Annotated in this window: 24 protein-coding genes and 2 pseudogenes; 11 read left to right on the top strand and 15 right to left on the bottom strand. The window is 40.4% G+C overall.

Going from position 1 to position 23731, the window contains the following annotated elements; genetic code table 11:
* The first annotated feature begins 316 nt into the window (after positions 1 to 316).
* Positions 317 to 2065 (top strand): hypothetical protein, encoded by a 1749-nt coding sequence (locus ACE01R_RS16010; protein ID WP_395552507.1) that lies wholly within the window; start codon positions 317 to 319, stop codon positions 2063 to 2065.
* Between the two features lie 1179 nt (positions 2066 to 3244).
* Positions 3245 to 4504, top strand: a pseudogene (locus tag ACE01R_RS16005) (OmpP1/FadL family transporter).
* Between the two features lie 112 nt (positions 4505 to 4616).
* Here ACE01R_RS16005 and ACE01R_RS16000 read toward each other — a convergent pair.
* The gene (locus tag ACE01R_RS16000; protein WP_395552506.1) at positions 4617 to 5495 is read right to left on the bottom strand and encodes a diguanylate cyclase; all 879 of its coding nucleotides are present in this window, start codon (positions 5493 to 5495) and stop codon (positions 4617 to 4619) included.
* 405 nt (positions 5496 to 5900) lie between these two features.
* Here ACE01R_RS16000 and ACE01R_RS15995 point away from each other — a divergent pair, with 405 nt between their 5' ends.
* From ACE01R_RS15995 to ACE01R_RS15985, 3 genes are read left to right on the top strand one after another with little or no spacing between them, the layout of a single operon-like run.
* A complete protein-coding gene (locus ACE01R_RS15995) occupies positions 5901 to 6473 on the top strand; it encodes a nuclear transport factor 2 family protein (protein WP_395552515.1) in 573 nt (190 codons plus the stop codon).
* On the top strand, positions 6449 to 6949 hold the full coding sequence (locus tag ACE01R_RS15990) for a chalcone isomerase family protein (protein ID WP_395552505.1): 501 nt from the start codon (positions 6449 to 6451) through the stop codon (positions 6947 to 6949). Before ACE01R_RS15995 ends, ACE01R_RS15990 begins: the two co-directional genes overlap by 25 nt.
* Positions 6950 to 6960: 11 nt before the next feature.
* Entirely contained in the window at positions 6961 to 7647 is a 687-nt protein-coding gene (locus tag ACE01R_RS15985; RefSeq protein ID WP_395552504.1) for a response regulator transcription factor, read from the top strand.
* A gap of 17 nt (positions 7648 to 7664) precedes the next feature.
* Here ACE01R_RS15985 and ACE01R_RS15980 read toward each other — a convergent pair whose 3' ends face one another.
* The 8 genes from ACE01R_RS15980 to ACE01R_RS15945 form a co-directional block, all read right to left on the bottom strand.
* Positions 7665 to 8987: a sensor histidine kinase gene (locus ACE01R_RS15980; RefSeq protein ID WP_395552503.1), complete on the bottom strand. Its 1323-nt coding sequence runs from the start codon at positions 8985 to 8987 to the stop codon at positions 7665 to 7667.
* A gap of 39 nt (positions 8988 to 9026) precedes the next feature.
* The gene (locus ACE01R_RS15975) at positions 9027 to 10076 is read right to left on the bottom strand and encodes an SAM-dependent methyltransferase (RefSeq protein WP_395552502.1); all 1050 of its coding nucleotides are present in this window, start codon (positions 10074 to 10076) and stop codon (positions 9027 to 9029) included.
* Between the two features lie 8 nt (positions 10077 to 10084).
* A complete protein-coding gene (locus ACE01R_RS15970; RefSeq protein WP_395552501.1) occupies positions 10085 to 10864 on the bottom strand; it encodes a DUF1295 domain-containing protein in 780 nt (259 codons plus the stop codon).
* 25 nt (positions 10865 to 10889) lie between these two features.
* The gene (locus tag ACE01R_RS15965) at positions 10890 to 12086 is read right to left on the bottom strand and encodes a class I SAM-dependent methyltransferase (protein ID WP_395552500.1); all 1197 of its coding nucleotides are present in this window, start codon (positions 12084 to 12086) and stop codon (positions 10890 to 10892) included.
* The gene (locus tag ACE01R_RS15960) at positions 12083 to 12877 is read right to left on the bottom strand and encodes a DUF1365 domain-containing protein (RefSeq protein ID WP_395552514.1); all 795 of its coding nucleotides are present in this window, start codon (positions 12875 to 12877) and stop codon (positions 12083 to 12085) included. The genes ACE01R_RS15965 and ACE01R_RS15960 overlap by 4 nt, the downstream gene beginning before the upstream one ends.
* Before the next feature lie 9 nt (positions 12878 to 12886).
* The gene (locus ACE01R_RS15955; RefSeq protein ID WP_395552499.1) at positions 12887 to 14170 is read right to left on the bottom strand and encodes an NAD(P)/FAD-dependent oxidoreductase; all 1284 of its coding nucleotides are present in this window, start codon (positions 14168 to 14170) and stop codon (positions 12887 to 12889) included.
* Complete coding sequence (locus ACE01R_RS15950) at positions 14167 to 15153, bottom strand: acyl-CoA desaturase (RefSeq protein WP_395552498.1); 987 nt, start codon at positions 15151 to 15153, stop codon at positions 14167 to 14169. Before ACE01R_RS15950 ends, ACE01R_RS15955 begins: the two co-directional genes overlap by 4 nt.
* 138 nt (positions 15154 to 15291) lie before the next feature.
* A complete protein-coding gene (locus tag ACE01R_RS15945) occupies positions 15292 to 15840 on the bottom strand; it encodes a lipocalin family protein (RefSeq protein WP_395552497.1) in 549 nt (182 codons plus the stop codon).
* A gap of 307 nt (positions 15841 to 16147) precedes the next feature.
* Here ACE01R_RS15945 and ACE01R_RS15940 point away from each other — a divergent pair, with 307 nt between their 5' ends.
* Positions 16148 to 16345 carry a hypothetical protein gene (locus ACE01R_RS15940; RefSeq protein ID WP_395552496.1) on the top strand — a complete coding sequence of 66 codons (198 nt, stop codon included), beginning with the start codon at positions 16148 to 16150 and terminating at the stop codon, positions 16343 to 16345.
* 295 nt (positions 16346 to 16640) lie between these two features.
* On the opposite strand, the pseudogene ACE01R_RS15935 reads toward ACE01R_RS15940, so the two are convergent.
* The 3 genes and pseudogenes from ACE01R_RS15935 to ACE01R_RS15925 form a co-directional block, all read right to left on the bottom strand.
* Positions 16641 to 17836 (bottom strand): annotated as a pseudogene (locus ACE01R_RS15935) (alpha/beta fold hydrolase).
* Between the two features lie 196 nt (positions 17837 to 18032).
* Entirely contained in the window at positions 18033 to 18431 is a 399-nt protein-coding gene (gene uraH / locus ACE01R_RS15930) for a hydroxyisourate hydrolase (protein ID WP_395552495.1), read from the bottom strand.
* A gap of 26 nt (positions 18432 to 18457) precedes the next feature.
* The gene (locus ACE01R_RS15925; RefSeq protein WP_395552513.1) at positions 18458 to 18934 is read right to left on the bottom strand and encodes a heme-binding protein; all 477 of its coding nucleotides are present in this window, start codon (positions 18932 to 18934) and stop codon (positions 18458 to 18460) included.
* Positions 18935 to 19055: 121 nt separating this feature from the next.
* Between ACE01R_RS15925 and ACE01R_RS15920 the strand changes: the two genes are divergently transcribed.
* The gene (locus tag ACE01R_RS15920) at positions 19056 to 19727 is read left to right on the top strand and encodes a heavy metal response regulator transcription factor (protein ID WP_395552494.1); all 672 of its coding nucleotides are present in this window, start codon (positions 19056 to 19058) and stop codon (positions 19725 to 19727) included.
* Positions 19724 to 21097 carry a heavy metal sensor histidine kinase gene (locus ACE01R_RS15915; protein WP_395552493.1) on the top strand — a complete coding sequence of 458 codons (1374 nt, stop codon included), beginning with the start codon at positions 19724 to 19726 and terminating at the stop codon, positions 21095 to 21097. The genes ACE01R_RS15920 and ACE01R_RS15915 overlap by 4 nt, the downstream gene beginning before the upstream one ends.
* Before the next feature lie 127 nt (positions 21098 to 21224).
* Here ACE01R_RS15915 and ACE01R_RS15910 read toward each other — a convergent pair whose 3' ends face one another.
* On the bottom strand, positions 21225 to 21716 hold the full coding sequence (locus tag ACE01R_RS15910) for a GNAT family N-acetyltransferase (RefSeq protein WP_395552492.1): 492 nt from the start codon (positions 21714 to 21716) through the stop codon (positions 21225 to 21227).
* Positions 21706 to 21972, bottom strand: a complete 267-nt coding sequence (locus ACE01R_RS15905) for a DUF1778 domain-containing protein (RefSeq protein WP_395552491.1) — start codon at positions 21970 to 21972, stop codon at positions 21706 to 21708. The genes ACE01R_RS15910 and ACE01R_RS15905 overlap by 11 nt, the downstream gene beginning before the upstream one ends.
* A gap of 626 nt (positions 21973 to 22598) precedes the next feature.
* Between ACE01R_RS15905 and ACE01R_RS15900 the strand changes: the two genes are divergently transcribed.
* From ACE01R_RS15900 to ACE01R_RS15890, 3 genes are all read left to right on the top strand, one after another.
* Entirely contained in the window at positions 22599 to 22814 is a 216-nt protein-coding gene (locus ACE01R_RS15900) for a cold-shock protein (protein ID WP_019837890.1), read from the top strand.
* 101 nt (positions 22815 to 22915) lie between these two features.
* Positions 22916 to 23143, top strand: a complete 228-nt coding sequence (locus tag ACE01R_RS15895) for a hypothetical protein (RefSeq protein ID WP_004761266.1) — start codon at positions 22916 to 22918, stop codon at positions 23141 to 23143.
* A gap of 64 nt (positions 23144 to 23207) precedes the next feature.
* Positions 23208 to 23405, top strand: a complete 198-nt coding sequence (locus ACE01R_RS15890; protein WP_019837892.1) for a hypothetical protein — start codon at positions 23208 to 23210, stop codon at positions 23403 to 23405.
* A 19-nt stretch (positions 23406 to 23424) separates the two neighbouring features.
* Here ACE01R_RS15890 and ACE01R_RS15885 read toward each other — a convergent pair whose 3' ends face one another.
* Positions 23425 to 23535: a helix-turn-helix domain-containing protein gene (locus ACE01R_RS15885; protein ID WP_086197553.1), complete on the bottom strand. Its 111-nt coding sequence runs from the start codon at positions 23533 to 23535 to the stop codon at positions 23425 to 23427.
* Positions 23536 to 23731: the final 196 nt, after the last annotated feature.

The following is a 23731-nucleotide window of genomic DNA, read 5'->3' as shown; positions in this document are numbered from 1 at the left end:
CACCAGAAAATTGGAGTTTATTTTCCCTGCTACTCTTCAGATACCGAGAGTTCAGCTAATCGACTATGGATGTAATCTAAAATGGATAGCTGATGCATTTTGCTTTGGGTGGAAGATTGATTAATTCGCTTTGGGCATTGAGTCAAGTCTCTGGTTCAAATCATTTCTATGCTTTTACATCTGTTAACGAATAAAAAAGATACTTATATAGAATTTTTTCACGTAACAACACTAACTAATGCTTATTTTTGTGATATAAATCACACTGCTTTATCTCCCTAAAAGTTTGAATTCACTACAATGGTTTTGGATCTCCATGCAAACGTACATTCCTTATCAGCTGCGGGTAAAATTAAAACAAATTGACCCTATTTTCGATAAGCATTGGCAGCAACAACTGCAGTCGATCCTTTCTGTAACACCGCAGGCATTACATCAAAAAATAGAAGATCAATACCTGAAAGCCAAGAATATCGCATGGAATTACCTGACCCAGACCTTTGAATTTAAAGGGCATACCCACCTCAAAGATCTTCAACTTAACACCCAAAATTCCGAATTGCTGCAACTGACGCACAAAATTAAGACCACCTTCAGCTATCTGCAAGGCTATCAAACTGACTTTCAGGTTGCAGATTATCTTGAAACCATCGTCCGTGAAATTAATCAAATCGATCTGGACAATCAAAACGACATTCAGGCACAACAACTGATCAAAAAAGCCTTTCTGTATGATGCGGCCCTGATTATTCAAAACTTGGATTTTTCTGTATCTGAAAATCACCGTCATTTGGATATTGAGCAAGTCCGAACTTTTATCTTTGAAGTCTTCATGAAAAGTGAAATTCTGGGAAGCTGGTTTGCCCATATTTTACCGAGTGAATATGCCGAGCAGGAACTGGCGATTTTTCAGGATTATTTTATTCAGCAACAGCGCGTTCGTGACTTTGAAATTATCAAAACCTTTCAATATTATTTTGTCCTGAGCAGCGCTTACGACAGCTCAATTTCTGCTTATTCAATTCGCCGCTTTTTAACTGAAGAAAACTTTGGTAGAGAAGACCGGTTCTATATCAGTGGTCTGGTTCTGGACCCGCAACAGCTGGATCAACCGGATTATGTTGAAAATTTTAAACAGCTGATGACCCGAATCATTGGGATTCAACGCAAAATGAATCCGCATATTGTGGAACTGGTTGAATCCCTGCATGAATATAATCAGCAGAAACTCATCCCGAGTTTGAAAGAAATTTTAAAGATTCAAAGTTTTTCTATCGATCACCTGGTGAAAGAACATCTGGAAATTTTAGAGAAAGATTTATCCTTAAATATTCTTGAACCTTTTCTAAAAGGCTTGAAAAGCAGTGTTCAACATACGGATGAACTAGAATATTGCTATTTAAATATTTTAAGATTAATTAATGAGTTTCTGCATCAGCTGGAAATTTTATCGCAGGAACCGATGCTGCAGTTTAATCTTCATGCACGCCTATTCAAATATCGCTTAATTGCCTATTTAAAGTTACTGGAACAACGTCGCGCCCAAATCTTTGTGATTTTTCATGATGAGTTTCAGTATCAGCAACAGGTTAGGGCCGTTGCCGCACCCACCCAGGCAATCAGGGAGCTGCTGAATGAAGCGATTGAACAAACGCGCCAGATCCAGCAGCACATACGCCAGTTAGAACGTGAAATGCAAAATACCCAAAATAGTGGTTTTCTTAAACGTCTGTTTAAAAAGTCTGAAAATCATGAATTGAAGATCAATGAATTAAAACAGAATCTGATAGATATTCGAGATCGTTGCTATCTCAGAATTATTGCCATGCAAAAGCAGGCCACTCAGGAAAGTGTCTATATGGAAGCAAAGAATTTAATTCCAGTGATTGACTCTAAAGTACGCCATTATGCTTTTGCCAATGGTGAAAATGGGGTGACGCGTTTACCCCTTCTATTACAGTTGCCTGAAGACCGGAATAGCTTCAATATGCAAAGTATACTCATGGCTTTAAACTATGAATTTTTGCTCTCTACGAAAAGTTGGGGAATGCCACAAAAGGCTTAGGCAAGATTAGGGAAAGTTGACATCCTCACCTTCCCAAACGGAGGTGATTGCTACTGATAGATGCTTATGTCCACGTGCAAGTATGTGCTTTGAGGCATTGAAATCACGCAATTTTTCCAAAAAATATCCTTCAATAGACATTCAACTCCATTGTTAATACATAAATTTCACATAATTTTTCCCAGAATTATCCTGGAATAGATATTCACAATCCTAATTGATACATATCTTTTATAATTTTTTCCGGTAATCCTCCCTAAAAATTTTATATTTAAAGCTTAATTTACTTAAATGTATATAATTGATCAGTGACCTTTATAAATATCATTATATTTTATAATTATGTTTGCGTTGTAAGATTATTATAAAATTAATTTTTTATTAAAAGATAAATTGTTTATTTGTGGTTCATCACTAAATTTATTTTTAATAGTTTTTAAAACTAATATTTTTTTGAATAAAAATTAACCATTTATTTTGTTGTTGAATATATTTTTTATACATAAAAGGTATTAATAAAATAAAAAAATACAGGTTTTGATGTGGTAACAGTTTTAAAAAATACAGGTTTTTATGTGGTAACAGGATTGTAAAAATACAGGTTTTGATGTGGTAACAGAAAAAATATGATGTAGTAACATAAGCAGAGTACAAAAAATAATCAAAAGCACGGACATGACCTATGTACGTGAAAAAATAAATGTAATGATCTATTTAAGCTATAAATAAATATAAGAAATATTTTAAATGATGATTTAATTATTTAATTTTTTGTAATATAAAAATCATAATTCTTTTATTTTAAATAAAGTTAATTGATTTTTTATAGATCAAATATTTTTTAATTTAAACTACATTTCATAATTATAACCCCAATCCTGTTTAAGCCAATCATTCTATAATATGAATGGTTGGCTTATTTCGATGGGTTAATTGGTATGCACATAGACACTGTTGCAAAAATGATTTATGAATGGGGGCAGGTATGGGCTTATTCATCTGATAATTATGTTGTTGAATAATCCATCGTGTAATCTTGGCGCAATAAAGCCATATTAAACTTATCCCATAACTTCTATATTCAAAATTAGAATAAAGATATCATTTTATATTCAAATACAAAGATTCTTTCTTTTAATATACTTATAAATATATTGTTTATACTTAATCTATATTCTCATGAAGTATCTATCTGCTTTAATTTCTGCTGCAGTCATTGCACCTTTGTTTTCAACATCTGCATTTGCAACAACCGGTTATTTCATGCATGCATATAGTGTCAATTCGCAAGGCAATGCTGGGACTGCGATTGCTAACTTTCAGGATAGTTTAACCATTGCCAGTAACCCTGCGGGTTTAAGCTGGATGGGTAAACGCTTTGATGCGGGATTAACCATTTTCGCTCCAGACCGCGAGTCTGAAATTTAAGGCAATCGTTCTGGTGCAAATGGACAGTACGATGGCAACAGCCGTAAATACTTTCTGATTCCGGATGTTGGCTATGTCCATCCGATTAATGAACAACTCACTGCCGGTATTGCTGTTTATGGCAATGGCGGCATGAACACCAATTATAAAAATAATCCTTATGCTGTTTATGATAACAGTGGCAGTGCTGGTATTTCCTTAACCCAGGCCTTTATTTCTCCTGCTCTGTCCTGGAAATATGCCGATAATCAATCAATTGCCTTGGCAGCCAATATTTTATATCAACGTTTCAAGGCACAGGGCTTTGATGGGGATGTTTTTGGTGGTGTTTCAGCCAATCAGGCTGCAATCAGTAATCGTGGTAACGACGATTCTTATGGTGTTGGTGCACGGATCGGCTGGTCTGCAAAACCGACAGATCAATTAACTGTCGGTGCAAGTTATTCATCTAAAATTGATGCCAGCCGTTTTAAAAAATATGAAGGCTTGTTTGCAGGACGTGGTGACTTTGATGTACCAGAAAGCTACGGCGTTGGGTTGAATTACCAGTTAACTCCAGCATTATCTGTGGCGACCGATTATCTACGCATCAATTATTCAGATGTAGATTCCGTAGGAAATGGGCTGGATCAATTATTTAGTAACAATCTATTTGGTACGGCGCAAGGTCCGGGCTTTGGCTGGGAAGACATCAATGTCTACAAAGTCTCAGCCACCTATCAAGCCTCCGAGAAATTAACCCTGCGTGCCGGCTATAGCTATAATGATCAACCTGTTCAGAATGATCAAACCTTCTTGAATATTCTGGCGCCAGGCGTGGTTCAAGAGCATTTAAGCGTGGGTGCAACCTGGAAGATTGATGACCAGCAAAAAGTTAGCCTCGCCTATACGCATGCGCTGGAAGAAACTGTAAAAGGACAAAATTCTATTCCAGCTAACTTCGGCGGTGGTGAAGCCAACCTGAGCATGAGCCAAAATATATTAGGGATTTCCTATGGTCTGGAATTCTAATTTCCAGCTTTGAACAAAACTCAGCCTGTTTCAACCAATCAGCCTTTGACATTGTCAAAGGCTTTATTTTGCTTGGATTTTAAATGTGAATAAACCCAACAGGTTGATCCGATCAGGCAAAGATTGCCCGGTCTCGTCCCTGCTGTTTTCCTAAATACATGGCCTGGTCTGCTCTTTCAATGGCTTTTTCCATGGTTTCATCAGGCCTAGCAGTGATAATTCCAACCGTTGCAGTGATATAGATGGCCTCACCAGTTTTTAATCTGGTCGGATTTCTGTGCAGTGACTGAAAAATTCTGTCGATAATTTCATGCAGGACATGGGCATTTTCCACCTCAAGAAAGATTAAAAATTCTTCCCCGCCAAAACGAAAAATGTTGTCCGTATCTCGAAGAGAATCACGAAGTAGCTGCGCAGTATGTGCAAGTACTTCATCACCTGCCTGATGCCCATATTGATCATTCACCCGTTTAAAATGATCTAAATCCAGTAAAGCGATCGCCAAGATTTTCTGGTTTCTCTGAACATCCTGATGTAAAGCATTGAATTGATTCACCATTCCATATCTTAAAGCCAAACCAGTTAAAGGATCATACTGCAATGCCTGAGTAATAAAATGGGTTCTAAAATAAATCAGGAGCTCAATCAGTTCACTCTGGCTTTTTTGATATTGACTGACTAAATCTTCGTCTACATGCTGATTTTCACCGAGTTTCGCAAATATGTTATGCAAATGATGATGCACAAGATAATGCGCCTGCTCTAGTTCCCGAGTCTTGTCAGGATTGATTTTTTTAAATTTGACGCGATTTGATTGAAACCATTGACCAAAATGACACAATAAATGGCTCTCTTTCGCGGAAAATTGTGGATCAGCAGGTGTTTTTAAAACAAGATTTTGAAATACTTTTTGGGCCCAAGTGATATGCAGCCGAATACCCTCATCTACTTCAATCAGTTCTGCAGTTTTAGTTTGATGTAATTGATTCATAGAAAAGAGTATCTCAAATAAGTGTATTGAATAGGTTTGGTTTAACAACGAGCCATTCACAACATTTAAAATTTCATCTCAGAAAACACCCAAATAAAGTATTGATCTAGCTTTTATTTTACTTGATTTGTGATCTTTTATTAAGTTGAATTTAAGACCAGAGAGATTTGCAAAAGTAGAAATTTAAGTAGGTAGTTATGAACTCAAGCTACTGATAATCGAATTACCAGCCTGTTTTCTTGCGCAATTTTTTGATGCAATATAGCTGATTATTGTTAAGTCCATCTTTCTTAAAAAAATAATGGGAATCTGTCTATATTTACCCTATGGGATGTTGTCATCTTCACATTCTATTCACGACCTTTTATCTAGATTAAATACATAAATTTAAGACGGACAGTGATGATGAAACATGTCAAAAAAATACTGGTAGCTGCCTTGTCCTTACCGCTGCTATCTTTAGCCGGATGTAAAAGTATTCCCAGTTATTCATCCGATTATGCAAAAGCCAGAACTCATACTCAGGGTGTAGTGTTGGATGAGGCAAAAGCGCTGGATATTGGCACCCGTTTTACCTCAGCCTTTAATACCTTAGGCACACCCGCATTTGTGGAAAGAGCAGGATCACTGTATGCCGATCAGCTGTTTATCAATGATACCCTGTCGCAATTTTCATCACGGCAAAATCTGCTTGAGCATTTTCAGGGGATGAACAAACGAGTCAGTAATGTCAGTGTCAAGCTGTTAAATACTTCTTATCATCAGGACTCTGCCTATGTGCACTGGCATATGGCTTATGACTTTAAGATGTTTGGAACGACTCGAAGCATGGATTCTTATGGCATCAGTGAAATCAAGATCAATGCAAGCAATAAGATTATTTTCCAGCAAGATTTCTGGGACCCGGCGAATGGTCTGTACCGTTCCCTACCTTATGTCGGAGGAACCTATTCATGGGTACTGCCATTCAAAAAGTAGCGATCAGTACGGCGCTAGTGATGGGATTTAGCATCAGCTCATTGGCGCAGGCACAAACCTTAAATAAATGTGGCGATGGTCCACTGATGGTGGGCCAAAAACAGGTGGGAGTTGCCAGTTATTTTGCCCAAAACTGCACCCAGCCCTGGCAAGAGCAGAACATCCAGATGGATTTTTCCTATACACATAATATTCCGGAATGGGCATTTAAACGTGCTGCCACGCATCTGCTCAAGCGCAACGTCAAAGACCCAAAAATACTGGCCATTTTCAATCCGATCACCGATTTGTATCGCCCGGTGAGATCTGGTGATCTATACTGTTTGAAGTATACGCATACCGCACAAACCCTGAGCTTATCCTTAAACCGGCAAGTCTTGGGGCAGCTTCAGCATCCTCTAGCCCAGCAATATTTTAATATATGGCTTGGTCCTCAGCCATTTAGTGCTAAATTGAAACAGCAATTATTAAATTAGTATCCGCAGCTATGTCCAAACATTTTATCCTCATGGTCGAAGATCATTACGAACTGGCTTCTACCTTATGCGAGTTTCTGGAAGAACACGATTTTGTGGTGGATCATGCCCGCAATCTGAATGCTGCGCGTCAGTTACTGAAACAGCAGCGCTATCATATTTTGCTTTTGGATATTAACCTGCCGGATGGTTCCGGTTATGAACTGTGTGAATGGCTGCGTCATGAAGAAGGGCTGGACTTGCCGGTACTGATGCTGACCGCTCGGGATACTCTGGATGACAAGCTCAAAGGCTTCAATTCCGGCACGGATGATTACTTGGTCAAGCCGTTTGATTTTAACGAGTTGGTGGTGCGGGTCAAAGCTCTGATCAAGCGTTCGCTGGGTGAAGTGTCCAGTAGCCGTCTGCAAATTCACAACCTGATTCTGGACCCGGCCAGACAGCAGCTGACCCGGGCTGGGCAGGCCATTGAATTGCCTCCGATTCAGTTTAAATTGTTAAAACTGTTGATGCGTCATTCGCCTAAAGTCCTGACCAAACAGGAAATCATGATGGAGCTTTGGGGCGATGAAGAACCTGAAAGTGACGCCCTGCGCAGCCACATCTACAATCTGCGTAAAATGGTCGACAAGCCTTTTGGTCAGAAGCTGATTCATACCATATCCGGTGTCGGTTTAAAGATTGCTTTAGAACCTTAGTCTTTCAACGCTGAGGCTTAGTTTAAATACACTACCACAATCAGTCCGGTAGTCATCGCCAGATCAACATCCTGATGAGTCCTGAGATAATACTGCCGGTCAAACAGCTCTACCCGCCAGCCAAGCTGCTTGCACAGCTTCTGTACCAGTTGCAGGCCAATGCCATGTCCTTTGATCTCCAGTTGCAACTGCTGGCCGGATAGTTCCTGAACTTTGGAATTATTTGGTAAGGGAATCCCTATGCCGTTATCTGCCACTAGCACTTTATTTTTTTGCAGAATCACATCAATTTCTGTGCCTTGTGAATAGTTCAGCGCATTGCGCAGAATATTGCCAAACACCATTTTGGTCATCGATGGATAAAGTTTACGCGGCTGTTCGTCGAGGTCTTTTTGCAGGTCAATCAGCATGCCTTTGTTATGGCTAACGCTGTCCAGATCCTGCACCAGATTGTCCAGTAACTGCGATAGCATGCTCGGTTCTGCACTTAAAGTATTGGTGGTATTGCGGGCGATAGCCAGCAAAGTATCGACCAGCAGTTGCATGTCTTCAATGGTATTGTGCAGGCGGGTAAAGGACTTGTTGTCACCATAGCGTGCCTGACACAGCTGCACATTGCCCTTTAAAATGGTCAGTGGCGTGCGCAGCTCATGGCTGACATCACCGGTAAATTCGCGTTCACGCTGAATAAACTCGCTTAAGACCTGATGATATTTTTCCAGCGCCTGCTTGAGATATTCCGCTTCCAGATTGGAGTCAGTACGGATGTCCTGAAACGGCGAAGCCTGATTTTTCTGGTGTTCCCAGTCAATATGCTCTAGCGCATTGGCCAGGCGGGTAATCGGAGAAAAATAGCGCCGGGCACGGCGATTCCACCACCACAGCACGCTATAAAGCACAAACAGGCTGACCATCAGCGGCGCCAGACCAAACAGCCAGACCAGCTTGTTGACGTTGCTTTCGCCAAACACCAGCAGCACATGCTGCCCGTCTTTTTCACCATACACGGTCATGCGTTCCTTGCCATCGACAAAATGCCGATTCACCCCTTGTTCAAGCTGCATGTGCTGAAATTGGGCTGGGGGCACATCGTCCCAGCGGTAACCATACAGGTTTTTGGTGTCGGGCAGTTCTGCAGCAGGATTACGTTCCAGTCGCTGCCAGTAGTGTGACATTTCCTGTTCCAGCGCGGTTCTGAGCAAGGAACCTTTGATCACCCAGGCACTGCAGCCAATGCCAATCACCACGGACAGGGCAATGAATCCAATTTGCAGCCAGTAGTAGCGGTTAAACACCTCACCCAGAGGATGATCGCGCTTGTCCCTAAACAGCCTTAACATTGATGCATTCCCCGCTGGCCCATCCGATTCGCTATTCAATTATACGGCTTTCTTTTTAAACAGAAAGTGGCCGATCACCCACTCGCGTCCATGGTCATAACCGAACAGCTCGGCACAGGCCATAAAGAAAATCCGCCAGCGCTGCCACCAGATTGCAGCATCTGCGCCATAGGTCTGTTCAAACAGGGGCTGCAACTTGGCCTGCTTTTGGTCCATATTCTCCAGCCAGGCATTTGCGGTGCGTTCATATTGGGTGCCGGCCCATTGCCAGTGCTGTTCCAGCTGCAAATGCTGCTGGAAATGCAAAAAGGTCGAGGCTGCCGGCATCAGACCGCCACTAAAGAAATATTTTGACATCCAGTCAAATTCATTTTTGACTTCAAACGGATAATGCAGGAAACGGTGACAGAAAATATGGCACCACAACAGGCCATCGTCTTTGAGCCAGCTGCTGATATTTTCAAACAGTTTCTGGTAGTTGCGGACATGCTCAAACATTTCCACCGAAACCACACGGTCGAAAGCAGCGGCTTCCAGTTGCAGTACATTGACATCGCAGGTGATCACCGTCAGGTTATCCAGTTTTTTCAGATTGGCCTGTTCTTGAATGTACTGGCGCTGAGTTGAGGAATTCGACACCACGGTAATGCGGGCTTTGGGATAATGCTCGGCCATATACAGACTGAGAGATCCCCAGCCACAGCCGATTTCCAGAATATCCTGTCCATCCTGTAACTGTGCACGCTGGCAGTAGCTGGCCAGTGCCGCTTCTTCCGCCTGATCCAAGGTAGTATCTGGCTGTTCAAACAGGCTGGCGCTGTATTTCAGCCGTTTGCCTAGCACTGCCTGGAAAAATGCGGTGGGCAGTTCATAGTGCTGTTCATTGGCTTTGCCAGTCTCGATGGCAATCTCGCTGTTTTTCAGCATATGCAGCACATCCATATAGCGCTGTGCCGCCAGTGCCGGGTCCAAGCGTCCTTCCTGTGCCAAGCGTTTTTTGCTTAAAGTACGAATGCCAGCCCGAATCACCGGATCGGGCACTTTACCGCTTTCGATTAGTTTTAAAGATTGTTGAATCATAAAGTCCATGTATTTACCTACTCTTTGGGTGGCCACGGAATAAACATTGAAGTTCGTCGTTGATAGTCTTTATAGTTGTCGCCGCGATGTGTCAGCGCCTGTTGTTCACTAAAGGGAATACCGGTGATGTAGTACAGAAACAGCCACATCAGCAGCGGATACAGCCATAATCCATACACACCTGCCGCCAGACCGAGAACCGGATAGGCAAACCAGTGCAACCATTCAAAAAAATAATTCGGATGACGTGAATATTTCCATAAGCCTTGGTCTAGGGTTTTGCCCTGGTTTTGTGGATTCAGTTTGAAACGGTAGAGTTGCTGGTCGGCTGTGCTTTCCCCAATCAGCGCCAGCAGCATGATCATGCCTGCCCCCAACACCGTAGCCGATGTCCAGTCATTCCACTGCTGGGCCGGAATATTCAGCAGTTCCAGCATCGGGTAGGAAAACAGTACCACCAGCCCGGCCTGAAACATAAAAAAGGCCAAAAAACCGAGATGTTGATAATCCCCCATGGCCCGACGCATATTGGCATAACGGGTATCTTCCTTGGTTTCACTGGCATAACGGCGCAGCAGATGCCAGGTTAAGCGTAAAAACCAGATGCCACTCGCTAGTCCCAGAAAGACCCGGACCAGCAGTGGTGCAGTTTCCATGACCCAGGCCGCGATGATGACATTCAGGGCAATATTAAAACTCCAGGCGACATCGACCAGACCGGCACGCTGGTTATAGGTTACCAGCAGCCAGCTACAGAACATGATAAAGACATTCAGCACCAGTAAATTCAGCAGCATGTCGACCCTCCTGTTTTATCTCGGCTTAGTAAGCACTGGCTTCGAACAGCAGATGTACATCACTGATCACACCTTCACGGAAGCCGCCTTCGCAATAACAGAGATAAAAATCCCACATACGAATAAACTTATCATCAAAGCCGAGTTCTAAAACTTGATCACGTTGGGAGAGAAAACGCTGACGCCAGACCTTTAAGGTTTCTGCATAGCTTTGACCGATATCTTCTAGATGCTTGAGACGCAGTTTTTGCTCGGAAGCTGCCTGGGTCATGACACTGATGCAGGGAATAAAACTGCCCGGGAAAATGTAGCGCTTGATGTAGTCCACGGTATTCAGGGCTTTGGCATAGCGGGCATCTTCAATGGTGATAGCCTGAATCAGGGCCAGACCATTCGGTTTCAGCAATTCACGGCATTTGTTGAAATAAGTTGCTAAATACTGCTCACCCACAGCCTCGATCATTTCAATCGACACTAGCTTGTCGTATTTACCCTCCAACAGACGGTAGTCTTTCAGTTGGACAGTAACGCGATGTGACAGTCCGGCTGCAGCGACCCGGGCCACGGCTTCATCATACTGCGCCTTGGAAATGGTAATGGTGGTGACCTTACAGCCATAATGCTGCGCGGCATAAATGGCAAAACCACCCCAACCACTGCCAATTTCGACTAAGTGGTCCATTGGTTTAAGTTTGAGTTTCTGGCAGATCAGTTCTTTTTTATAATCCGATGCCTGTTCCAGACTCATGCCCGGCTCTTTAAATACCGCACTGGAATACATCATGCTGCTATCCAGGAACAGCTTGAAAAAGTCATTGCTCAGGTCATAATGCTCGGCAATATTTTTGCGGCTGCCATCCAGCGAATTTTTGCGCGATTTGTACCAGGCCTTTAACAGCAACTGGCTGGCTTTGGCCACCGCATTCTGATTCATCCGGTCCAGCACATCACGGTTACGTGCCAGAATGCGGATCACATTGACCAGATCTTCACTGCTCCAGTAGCCACGGATAAAACCTTCTGCAGCACCGAGTACACCATTACGGAACAGCAGATCTATCAGCCTTGCATCATGCACCTGAATCACGGCCTGCAGATCACTGTTTTCACCGACTGTCCCGTTCCAGACGCCTTTAAAAATCAGCTGACCATGGCGTAATTTAAGCAGGTGGCGCAGTACCACCGGCAGTGTGCTTTGCTCTCCCATTAACAGTGTTTTCATCGCAATGTGTTTCCTTTTTCTTTTTTAGGATGTCGGTAAAACGGAATTTTCTTTTTCCATAAACGGAAGGCATGCAGATAAATTCCGCTGACCATCCTGAAGGGTTCAAGAACTTTCAACACAGCATAGCGATACTGCTGTGAAGGAACCGTGATGGCCTGCAGAGAAAATTGCAGGGTGGCATCAAATTGCAATATCCCTTGCTGAAACAGCTGCATATGAATCACGTTCTGCTGATCAGAGAAGCTGAAGCGCCAGCGGTAATCCAGTGCCATCGGCATGAACGGTGATACATGAAAGGCCTTTTTAAAATCAAACTGGTGACTCTGGTACGGCGCATATTCAGTTGTATTGTGCCGGCAGTCATGGATATAGACCTGACGTTCATTCCACGGTGTATTGGTAATTTCACTCAGTACAAAGATCAGTTGGTCGGTGGCATCAAAGACCAGATAAAACACCACGGAATTGAAACGAAAGCCGAGTGTGCGTGGCAAGGCCAGAACCCGGATGGACGCGGCATGCGGTAACAGATAGTTTTCCCGCTTGATCAGCAGACGTGCGACCTTCTGCCGAATCGAACCACATTCCATGGTCAGAAAATCACGCTCATCCAGGGTCAGGAAATTCCAGTGCCTGGAAGACCATAGCCAGGACTTTTGGGTAAAGCTTGAGAGTTGATCAGGATCAAACCATAGATAGGTCAGCTGGGTCTCAAAAGCATGTGCTTTGGGCAAGAAACGGCGATGCCGGATTTCGGCAGAGGCGATAGCCAGTGGATACATCTGCATCATTCGCTCCTAGGCCGCCTGCTCGGTCCGTTTCAATAGCTGAGTTACGACCCATGAAGCACTGCGCGCCCCATCTTCATGAAAGCCCCAGCCCCAGTAAGCGCCACAGTATGATGTGCGGTTCTGACCACTGACTTCAGTCCAGCGTTGTTGTGCTTCAATCGCTGGCGTATCAAATACCGGATGGCGGTAATGACGTTCTACCCAGATTTTTTTCGGATCGAGGGTGAAATTAGGATTCAGGGTGGCAAAGACTTGGGCTTTACACTTCAGGTTTTGCAGCTGGTTCATCCAGTAGCTGAAACCATAGTGCATACCACTGTGCTGGAATGGCGTCTGTTCAGTTCCCTGACTTTGGGTCACATGCACATGCCAGCTGGCCCACTGACGTCTGGATTTTGGCATGATGCGGGTATCAGAATGCACCACCATGCGGTTATCCTGATAGCGAAACTTGCCGAGCACGTCCAGCTCCTGCGCGGACGGGTCTTTCAGTAACTTCAGGCTGTCGTCAGCATGGCTGGCAAATACGACCCAGTCAAAACGTTCGCTGCCCTGTATCGTTTCAACCAGCACATCATTGGCACTCCGCGAGACATGCAAAACGCCGGTCTTGCGGAAGCTAATATTGGCCTGAGCCTGAATCGCACGAACGTAGCGAGCTGATCCACCCTTGACCGTGAGCCATAACGGCCGGTCTTTCAGTTGCAACATGCGATGGTGCTGGAAAAAGCTCACCACAAATTTATAGGGAATCTGTCCGGCTTGCTCCACCGGACAGGACCACAGCGCCCCACACATCGGATAGAGATGCTCCTGACGAAAGGCATCGCTATAACCATGTTGATTTAAATACTCATCAATACTGAGCTGTGCATCGACCTGTTCCACATCCAGATCTTTATTAGCCGCATAGAAATGGAACAGATCCGACAACATTGCGCGAAAATCAGCCTTTAAAAAGTTTTGCGGTCTAAACAACAGGGAGAATTTTTTTGAAGGATTGTACTGCAAGCCGGTGACCTGATTATTCACCGAAAAGCCCATGTCACTGCTTTGCGATTGAATCCCGAGTTCTTTTAGCATCGCGCAAAACAGCGGATAGTTATGCTCGTTAAACACAATAAAGCCGCTATCCACCGCGACCTGTTCACCGTCTATATTGAGCTGATGGGTATCGGTATGACCGCCGAAGTAGTTATTCTTTTCGAAGACTGTGATTTCATGCACTTTGCTGAGTTTCCAGGCAGCATACAGACCGGAAATACCTGAACCAATAATTGCAATTTTCATGGTGATTCCTTCGATTGAATTTTGTGAGAGCCTGCCGTAGCGGCTTTTTTCTGTTTTCTGGCCTGAGCAATTTTACTGACTTCATAGACCCGTGCCGGAATGGGCTTGATTCCCCAGACCAGTCCGAACCAGGACATGAGTTTCAGCAGGTAATAGGTCACATCAATCTGCCACCAGTAAAAGCCTTGCCGGGTACTGCCAGCATAATAATGATGATTGTTATGCCAGCCTTCGCCCAAGGTAATGATGGACAGGAATAAGTTGTTGCGGCTGTGATCTTCAGTGTCAAAATCCCGGCTGCCATAATGATGCGCCAGTGAATTGATACACAAGGTGGCGTGGATCAGTAACACGGTAGAGATTACAAAGCCCCAGACCAGCAATTGCAGGCCTGACGTACCGAGTTGCGGCCAGGTAATGGCCAGCCATTCCCCTAGTGCATAAATTCCGCCCGCGGTCAGCAGTACCACAATTAAACTGAAGCGATCCAGCCAGATCAGTTCCGGATATTTCAGCCAGTCCTTGATCACTTCTTTACGCGTGGCAAAATTATATTCATTTAAAAACCAGCCGACGTGGCTGTACCAAAAACCATGCGTCGAGGAATGTGGGTCTTGCAAGGTATCGGTATAGCGGTGGTGATAACGGTGATGTGCCGCCCACCATAGCGGGCCACGCTGTGCACTCATGGTGCCCAGTAATAAAAACAGGAACTGCACCGAACGCGAGGTCTGAAAAGTTTTATGCGACAGATAGCGATGAAAAAAAGCGGTGATGGAAAACATGCGGATCAGGTAGAACGCGAGCATAAAGCCAATCGCAAACCATGACACACCCACCCAGAACACAGCGAAACAGGCCAGATGCAACAGAATAAAGGGCAAAATTCTAAGCCACTGAATCTTGCTATTTTCAGCATTCAGCGTTTCGGACTGTGTGGTTGTAGACCAGCTGTCTATCCATCGCATCAGACTTTTCAACATGGACTCATCCTAAATTTTAAGCGACTGTCTTTATTCTATTTGATGAGTTTAATCAGTCAGATATGAATTTTATGTGAAGTGAAAATAAAAAAAGCCGAACTGTAGAGAGACTTGGCAGTTCGGCAAAAGGGTAGCAGATTAATGCGGTAATTTGATCAGTTTTGTCACGTCATAACCATAATGTTTCGCAGTGTCGAGATAGGATTGGTACGTCGCTTCATCCAGCTGCGGTTCACGCGATAAAATCCATAGGTATTTGTTAGTTGGTCCACCTACCAGTGCTACTTTATATTCCGGATCTACGCGTAATACCCAATAATGACCTTTGGTAAACGGTATCCATCTTAAACCTTGAGGTAAAAAACTGACTTTCAGTTTGCTGTTGCCCTGATTTTGTGGATAGGCAACCCCTTCCGAACTAATCATTTCACCATTGGCAATCCGGCAGCTATTCAAGACATGCATGGTCTGATCGGCATTGACACGATATTGTGCCGAGATATTCGATACACATTTACGCTGAAAATACATCGGTAAATGCGCGATTTCATACCACTTGCCCGCATACTGCTGAATATCTACCTGGTCGACTGCTTGAGGTGCAACCGTTTCAGCTTGCGTAGTAAAGCTTAAGCTGATCATGGCCAGTGCTGTCGCTGCGAAAACAGACTTGAATAGCATCTTCATTTTTTAGCCTTGTTGGATCTCAGGCTTAAGATAACCCAGGTGGGTGTGAACAAAGCGTGAAGACAAAATTGTGAAATTCAGTATTTGGGATTGAATAAATTAAGCTGGATTAACCTTATTGTCCGTACAATAATTCTATCAAATGGAGCGTAAAACTGTAAGCGTCCGCTGAGCCCCACTTTTTTATCTGCTCAACATCACGATAGTGTCCACGTAAAATGAAGTGGACAGCTATTTATGGATTTAAGGACAGTCAGATAAGGTATATACTTTACAACAACAGCTAGACTCACCTAGGAGCAGCCAAATGCCTATCAAATTTGTAATCCGATTCACTAGTATTTTAGTTTCATTATTAATTATGGCTGCTCTTGTCAACCAGTTTTTCTTTTCAAGTCAAGTAACAACAGACGTATGGATCCTTTCATTCCCCATTATTGTGGGTGTTCCAATCTTTGCATCTATTATCTCTGCAACAGATAATGAATTAAATCAATCCCATTAATTAGTGTATTTACATGAATTGTTAAAGTAGTGATCTAATCGCTGAAAAACTCATTATAAATTATAAGATGTAATGCCAGTCAGTTAAGAAATTGACTGGCATTTTCTTGGATATTTCTGTGGTTTGATCATAAACGTCCGCATCCCCCCTGTTACAAGACAAGTTTTATCATTTAGTGATAATAAACTCTTTATCATCATATTGATTTATTTTAATTTTTTATATTTAAAATTGAAATGCTAAATTTTAATTCTGTGTAAGAGTTTTTTGAGTTCAAACTCTTGACTCTACCATACTATTTTACGCTGCAGGTATTTACAGATTTCCTTTCTTCAACTGAATTAATAAAATTTCCAATCAGGAATTCACTTTGTCTTAATGAGTCACGATGGTCGCCTTCTTTCAAAGGATAAAAGGCAATAGGTTTTCCTACCTTGCAAATTTGTTGATAGTAGGCATAAGTACCGCGTGAATCCACTAACTGATCTTTCTCACCCTGAACAACCATAACTGGCACAGTGGGTATCATATTCTCAATAGATTGCTTTTTAAAATAATTGGTCAAAGGTGCTAGATTTACATTCGGTTTAAAGACAGTTTTAGGGGCTTGCTTCAGATCAGATTGTAATTCTGATAGACAGCGACCGCGTGCCAGATTAAGAACTTCCTCCATTTCTGGGCTAACTAAATTTGCTGGAGCAAGATTAGGATCTGCAGCTTCCGCCCCCCAGAAGAACGATTGGAAAAAATGCTGCAACATTGGTGTAGATTTGAGAGTGAGTTGCCACATATTCAGCAATTCCTTCATATTGATAACCGCCTGGAGTAAGGGCAATTGCCCCACGTAAATTAAGTTCAGGTGCGTCTTTTTGTCCATACGCCGCAACAGCAAGAGATGCACACCTCCTTGGCTATGCCCCATGACATACCAATTTTTATTAAATTTATAAGGCTTTAAATGATGAGTTGCCCTTACAGCATCCACTACAGTATGCAATTGACTTTGAGCATTTATATAGGGATTGTACCTAAACCTTGATAGTTTGGTGCGACCACTGCATATCCACGAGTAAGCCAGGCATTCAAAGCTTTTGCCGCTATTTGTTGATAAATATGAACAGGTCCATCCACATAATCACTCGAGGGAGCACAAGTATCGGCAACACCTGTTGTACCATGCGCCCATGCTAAAATAGGCCAACCTTCTTTTGGTACTTTTCCTTTGGGTAATAAAATAAATCCAGAAGCTATAATTGGTTTTGATTGTATGCCGCGACTTCAATAGGTAATTAAGAAGCGTTGTGATGCACTTGAAGATAGATCGGTATTTTGTGCTTGTATGGATAACAAAGTGCCGGGGTTTGTACTTGCTACAGTAGGTAAGTGAGCTGTATCGTGAGAGGATATTAGTGGAGAGGCAATTGCAGATGTAGAACTTAAGCAGATGCAACCTAACGTCATAGTCAGAACATGATTTTTTATTTTAATCATGAGAATGCACTCCATTTTTATAAATTTAATTTTGAATATATGAGTATTTTCATTACCATATTTGATCATAATCTATTGTGAAAATTTTGTAATAAGGTAATAGCCCTCAAATGAGGGCTATTACCTATAAGCACCATTATATTAAGTGATACTAAGCTCTAATCTCATACAAGTTAGAGCTTTTATTTTTCTCAGCTTAGTTACCTCGATAGGTTGAATATCCATAAGGACTCAGCAATAAGGGAATATGATAGTGTTTTACTGAACCATCTGTTTGAAAAATTACTGGAACTTCTGGAAAGAAAGAATTTTGCTTATTTTTTTTAAACCAGTCTCCTGTTTTAAACGTGACTTTGTATATTGCATTATCTAAAGTTTTATTTTCTGGAAATAATGCCGTTATACGGCCTTGCTCATTGGTTTTAGCTACTGAAATCTGTACCCATTTGCCATTTTTCTGTTCTTCCAAAGTAACTTTTACATCAGGTGAAGGTAATCCACTTTCCAAGTTAAGTACATGCACACTTAAAGGATTTTGCGCCATTACCCAACTTGAAATAAATAAACTGCCAGCGAATAAAAATAACTTGTTCATATGAATTTATCCTGAATTAAATTGATTTAAATTTTTTTGAGTGAGATTGCTATACCCTGTTGTGCACATTGATCATCTTGAATTGATCCACCTGCACCGGCTACACCAACTGCACCTAATAGCTGACTTTTATAAACGACGGGCACTCCTCCACCTAAAAGTAATAATTCAGGTAAGCTGGTTAAATTCTGTGAATCAACATTCTTCTGGGCATTACGCATAAATTGTAAGGTAGTCACCTTGCTTGAATATGCGGTAAAAGCTTTCCTTTGCGCTGCGATTAAATTATGTATACCCACAGTTTCATGCCGTTGACTTGCCAGTACATTGCCACCCTGATCTAAGACCACTACAGCCGCAGGTTTAGCAGTAGTGCTACATGCTTGCATGACATTGGTTGCCAGTTGATTGGCGAGGTTTAGATCCATGACATAGCTGGTTTTAGGAGCTGAATATGTGATTGAACTAAATAGAAGTACCGGAATAAATAGAAGTTTTTTCATCATTTCTATTAAGCTAAATGAAGAGATAAATTAGCTTATATAAAATAAACTCACTATTGCATGACAATCAGATTACGAATTTGTAATGTAGGGACAGACAAATCCATATAATATTATTTAGATGCAGATACTTATTATTGAAGATGAAACCAAAATTGCTGAATTTCTAGCAAAAGGTTTAAATGAATCCGGCTATTTAGCCAGTATTGCTCATGATGGATTAACAGCACTCAGGTTGTTTGAAGAAAAAAACTTTGATTTAGTAATTTTGGATGTCATGTTACCTGAAATTGATGGTTGGCAAGTATTAAAGACCCTAAGGACATTTTCTAAAATTCCGGTACTTATGCTGACTGCGAAAGATCATGTCCTAGATCGAGTTAAAGGTTTAGAACTTGGTGCAGATGACTATTTAATTAAGCCTTTTTCTTATATTGAACTATTGGCACGGGTCAAAAGCCTGTTGAGACGAAGTGTAAAACCTGAGTCTGAATATTACCAGGTTGAAGATCTAGTTTTATATAGGTTTGAACGTACTGTTTATCGGAACCAACAGAAAATCGACTTAAGCGCTAAAGAATTTTCACTCTTAAACTTATTAATGCAACATCAAGGTGAATTGTTAACCAGATCTCAAATTGCATCTGAGGTGTGGAATATTAATTTTGATACGGACACCAATGTGGTAGATGTTGCTATTCGCCGTTTGCGTGCCAAAATTGATGATCATTTTCAGCCAAAATTAATTCATACTGTTCGGGGTATGGGATATCGTTTAAGCGTAAATAAATGAAAAATCAGCTAACGCAACTCAGCTTAACAACACGCTTAAGTATTTCCTTCAGTATTATTTGTTCTATTGTGTTTTTTGGTATTGGTTTACTTTCTTATCACAACATGCAGCACTTGTTAGCTAAACAACGTGATCAGAATTTAACTGCACGTGTTGAACGCATCGAAATTTTTTTACAGGATCAAGCAAGTTTTCAGATTTTAGTTCAACACCCTCGTCTGTATGAAAATATGCTAGGGAAAGAAGATAATCTTTTAATCTTAAGAAACCCACAACATGCCTTAATTGAGATTAATCCACTGAAAGTTGCTATTCCCACTATGGCGGAATCAAAAACCATTACCTTTCTGGATAATCAATCTGAATTTGCCACAACCCGTTTGGCTTATAAAACTGTTATTTTTAATAATCAACATTACCAACTGATTGCTGGCACACAACTTGATGAAGCTCAATCTACTCTAGATCAATATTTATGGAAATTGATTCTCTATAGTTTATTGGGCATTGTCATGGCAAGCCTGCTCGGACGTTGGGTCGGGTGGTATTTACTCAAATCTCTAAATAATTTGATTGAGCAAACACATAAAATTCAGGGCACTCAACCACATCAGCGAATCGAAACTAAAAGTACTACCGTTGAAGTTGAGCAACTCCGTTCAGCAATGAATGCGATGTTAGAAAAAATTCAAATTAATTATGATCAATTGGCACGGTTTTCCGAAGATATTGCCCATGAACTAAGAACTCCCTTAAATAATTTAATGGGTCAAACACAAATTATGCTCATGCAATCTCGATCACCCCAAGAACTGGAGCAGCTTTTATATTCTCATCTTGAGGAATATGAACGACTAAGTAAGATGATAAACAATATGTTGTTCATCGCTCGTTCTGAACACAGCGATTATATTATTGATAAAGAAAATATTGATTTATCCAACCTTATTTTAGAATTGGTCCATTATTTTGAATTCTTAGCTGAAGATAGACAAATGAAATTTGTTTTGGAGTTAGAACAAGGAATTCAAATATATGGTAATGAAGATTTATTAAAAAGAGCGCTATCTAATCTTCTAATCAATGCCATTGATTATGGACTTGAAGATCAAGATATTGTTATCTCAACCAAAATCATAGAAAATCATGTCGATATTGAAGTATTAACTAAAAATATTTTCATTGATAAACAGCATTTGAATCATTTATTTGAGCGTTTCTATCAAATTGATAGTAGTCGACATTCCAAAGCAAAAACTGGGGGTTTAGGGTTATCAATAGTTAAATCTATCATGATGTTACATAATGGGGAAGCAAACGCGTATAACAGTCAACAAGGAGTTGTCTTTCGTTTAAGGATTAAATATTAAGCGATTATTGAAAAAATTATAAAAATAAGAATTTGATCTTGTGGATGTTTTAGACCATCTAAAATTAACCTGAATCTCTTATTCTTGTTCGTAATTTACCAGTTACTCCTGTGGCTAGTAGACCACTTTAATTTAAATTAGGTATTTCACTCACTGGATATATTAATGTTAATGGATTTGATGTTAATGAAATAAAGCCAAAACGCTGATAAAACTCCATCGCTTTTTGATCTTTGGCATGTATGACAACAAAATTAATACCAATAATTTGAGCAACTTTTGAAACTTGTTTAAGAGCATGTGCTAAAAGCACTTTTCCAATTCCTCGCCCCTGAGTTGTTTGATCAACGGCAAAGCGACCTACAACCACACAAGGTAATGGATAACGAGGTAATCGTTTAGTGAGAACAGCATCAACTACATCGAATCCTATAGAGATACTTGATAGACAATAAAATCCTTTCACCTGTGTATCATCGTCATCAATAGCTACATACGTTTTACTCGTTCCTGATTTCTGATGTTGGGATGCGTATTGTTTTATTAACTTATTTAAATCATCTTGCCCACAATTAAATGATTTTTTCTGATGATGGGCTTGTAAAACCTCAATTTTCATCCAATAAACTCATTAAATTTTTCATCTCATCATTTGCAGGGCGTGGGTTTTCAAGCATGTTCATTAACATATCACGATCAGCATTATTCACTTTTAACTCATGATTAGATTTAAGTAATTCTTTTGCTCGTTCAAACGAGGATTGGATCATAAAGGAACTCACACTGAGACCCAATAAATTCGCAGCTTGTTCAATCACATTTTTTGCATCTACTGTTGACCGAACATTGATTCGTTCTATTGCTAAGTTAGCCATATTTTTTACCAATAAGTACATCAGTTTGATGTACAAATTATAGCAGATTAAGGTAGTGCTTCAAGATTCAAATTTACATATTTTGTTTTGAAATATTTGAATGGAAAATCAGTGGGCTACTATAAACCAAAAATGAGTAGATTTAGTCCTACCCTTGGTTCGGGGGATTTTTTCTTACATCTCGTAATTATTAATATAGAGTCAAATTTGAAGGCTGATATAAGCTTTGTGCATATGTAAAAAAATCATCATTCCTGAAATTAAAAACATCAATATTATTATTACAGAACTATATAATCGCATTCATTTACTGGTCAAATTTATTGGCCAATTAGATTAACTTTGTTTGGTTATAATTACAATAAAATATATAAATCAGTCAGATAACTAGATTCTTAATAAGATAATTAAATATACATATAAAAAAACTTGATTATTCCTGTTTTTAGGGTATAGTTAACTCAACTAGAAAAAAGTCTTGTTTCATTAAATCTCTCTTAAGTATCGTCGTTTTATTCATAATTCTTCGTTTTTTTCAGATTTTAAGTTTCATTATTTATTATTTTCAAAGTTATATTCAGTCACTAAAATGACTAAAAATTATTAAAAAATCAGTAGGATTTATTATGTCAAACTCAAATGTTGTTAAAGGTACCGTTAAGTGGTTCAATGAAACTAAAGGTTTTGGTTTTATTCAACCAGAATCAGGACCAGATGTTTTTGCACACTTCAGTGAAATTGCCAACTCAGGTTTTAAAACCTTATTTGAAGGCCAACAGGTTGAATTTAGTATTGCTCAAGGCCAAAAAGGCCCGAATGCAGTCAATATTGTTGCCATATAAGCACTAATACGAGTTGAAAAAGCACTACTCAGTGCTTTTTTAATTTTAAAGAAAAAGTTGTTCTTCCATATTGGAAAAAAATCATAAAAATAGGATACAAATTGTTAAAAGTTAATGAATTAATTGCAAAATCTAAAAATGGTACTGAAATTATCGTTTCTTTAATTCCCTTAAATAAAATGCAGAATACACGTCAAGGTTTTAAAGAAATTGAAGTGGGTAAAAGAGTTCTGCTGGAATCGGGAATTGAGGTAGATTTAAATTTAGATGGTCGTACATTTTATACGTCTTTAAATCAATTATTTAAGCTAAATCAAAAAGTTATTTAAAAAATAATATATTGCTTAATTAATTGAATAGCCGCTCTGCCATAATCTTATTAAAGGTAAACTAATGTTTAAACAAAATCTAAATGTAAAAGACCAATTCGGTATCAAATATTCTATTCAGGCTACGGTTGAGCGTCATTTTAGTGCTAGCCAGTCTTGTTCCCATGTTAAATATATTACTGTGGATGGTGAAGATATTCGCCCCAGCTTTGAAATGTTTTTCCAAAGTACTTCTAGCGGAAAAATTTTTAAGATTATTTAAGTCAATGAACTACTCGCAGCTAAAGCAACGAGTTTCCATATGTGGCTAATCTCGCACAACCCATCCATTGGCTCAGAATTAAGTTCTGTTTCTGAGTTAGATATGCTTCAAATTTAACGCCTGAAATCATCAGTAAATTTACTATTTAGATACTTGAATCCAATACTATTTTAGCTAAAAAACAAAGCCAAAAATCTAAATAATATCTATAGATCTCTTTCATAAATCAAAAAATGACCACCTTTTTGATTGATATTTTCACTCTAATTTTCTTAGCATTCGTGCATAATCTGCGGATGAAATACATCAATTCAAAGAAGCTTTCT

Source organism: Acinetobacter sp. BSP-28, assembly GCF_044130285.1.
In the GTDB taxonomy this organism is placed as follows: domain Bacteria; phylum Pseudomonadota; class Gammaproteobacteria; order Pseudomonadales; family Moraxellaceae; genus Acinetobacter.
The sequence above is the reverse complement of the archived record's forward strand: the minus strand, read 5'-3'. Positions and strand labels throughout refer to the sequence as shown.

Bases quoted from the DNA above. Each gene is read 5' to 3' on its own strand.
- ACE01R_RS16010 (WP_395552507.1), top strand. From the start codon at position 317: ATGCAAACGTACATTCCTTATCAGCTGCGGGTAAAATTAAAACAAATT.
- ACE01R_RS16000 (WP_395552506.1), bottom strand. From the start codon at position 5,495: ATGAATCAATTACATCAAACTAAAACTGCAGAACTGATTGAAGTAGAT.
- ACE01R_RS15995 (WP_395552515.1), top strand. From the start codon at position 5,901: ATGAAACATGTCAAAAAAATACTGGTAGCTGCCTTGTCCTTACCGCTG.
- ACE01R_RS15990 (WP_395552505.1), top strand. From the start codon at position 6,449: ATGGGTACTGCCATTCAAAAAGTAGCGATCAGTACGGCGCTAGTGATG.
- ACE01R_RS15985 (WP_395552504.1), top strand. From the start codon at position 6,961: ATGTCCAAACATTTTATCCTCATGGTCGAAGATCATTACGAACTGGCT.
- ACE01R_RS15980 (WP_395552503.1), bottom strand. From the start codon at position 8,987: ATGTTAAGGCTGTTTAGGGACAAGCGCGATCATCCTCTGGGTGAGGTG.
- ACE01R_RS15975 (WP_395552502.1), bottom strand. From the start codon at position 10,076: ATGGACTTTATGATTCAACAATCTTTAAAACTAATCGAAAGCGGTAAA.
- ACE01R_RS15970 (WP_395552501.1), bottom strand. From the start codon at position 10,864: ATGCTGCTGAATTTACTGGTGCTGAATGTCTTTATCATGTTCTGTAGC.
- ACE01R_RS15965 (WP_395552500.1), bottom strand. From the start codon at position 12,086: ATGAAAACACTGTTAATGGGAGAGCAAAGCACACTGCCGGTGGTACTG.
- ACE01R_RS15960 (WP_395552514.1), bottom strand. From the start codon at position 12,877: ATGCAGATGTATCCACTGGCTATCGCCTCTGCCGAAATCCGGCATCGC.
- ACE01R_RS15955 (WP_395552499.1), bottom strand. From the start codon at position 14,170: ATGAAAATTGCAATTATTGGTTCAGGTATTTCCGGTCTGTATGCTGCC.
- ACE01R_RS15950 (WP_395552498.1), bottom strand. From the start codon at position 15,153: ATGTTGAAAAGTCTGATGCGATGGATAGACAGCTGGTCTACAACCACA.
- ACE01R_RS15945 (WP_395552497.1), bottom strand. From the start codon at position 15,840: ATGAAGATGCTATTCAAGTCTGTTTTCGCAGCGACAGCACTGGCCATG.
- ACE01R_RS15940 (WP_395552496.1), top strand. From the start codon at position 16,148: ATGCCTATCAAATTTGTAATCCGATTCACTAGTATTTTAGTTTCATTA.
- uraH (WP_395552495.1), bottom strand. From the start codon at position 18,431: ATGAACAAGTTATTTTTATTCGCTGGCAGTTTATTTATTTCAAGTTGG.
- ACE01R_RS15925 (WP_395552513.1), bottom strand. From the start codon at position 18,934: ATGAAAAAACTTCTATTTATTCCGGTACTTCTATTTAGTTCAATCACA.
- ACE01R_RS15920 (WP_395552494.1), top strand. From the start codon at position 19,056: ATGCAGATACTTATTATTGAAGATGAAACCAAAATTGCTGAATTTCTA.
- ACE01R_RS15915 (WP_395552493.1), top strand. From the start codon at position 19,724: ATGAAAAATCAGCTAACGCAACTCAGCTTAACAACACGCTTAAGTATT.
- ACE01R_RS15910 (WP_395552492.1), bottom strand. From the start codon at position 21,716: ATGAAAATTGAGGTTTTACAAGCCCATCATCAGAAAAAATCATTTAAT.
- ACE01R_RS15905 (WP_395552491.1), bottom strand. From the start codon at position 21,972: ATGGCTAACTTAGCAATAGAACGAATCAATGTTCGGTCAACAGTAGAT.
- ACE01R_RS15900 (WP_019837890.1), top strand. From the start codon at position 22,599: ATGTCAAACTCAAATGTTGTTAAAGGTACCGTTAAGTGGTTCAATGAA.
- ACE01R_RS15890 (WP_019837892.1), top strand. From the start codon at position 23,208: ATGTTTAAACAAAATCTAAATGTAAAAGACCAATTCGGTATCAAATAT.
- ACE01R_RS15885 (WP_086197553.1), bottom strand. From the start codon at position 23,535: ATGATTTCAGGCGTTAAATTTGAAGCATATCTAACTCAGAAACAGAAC.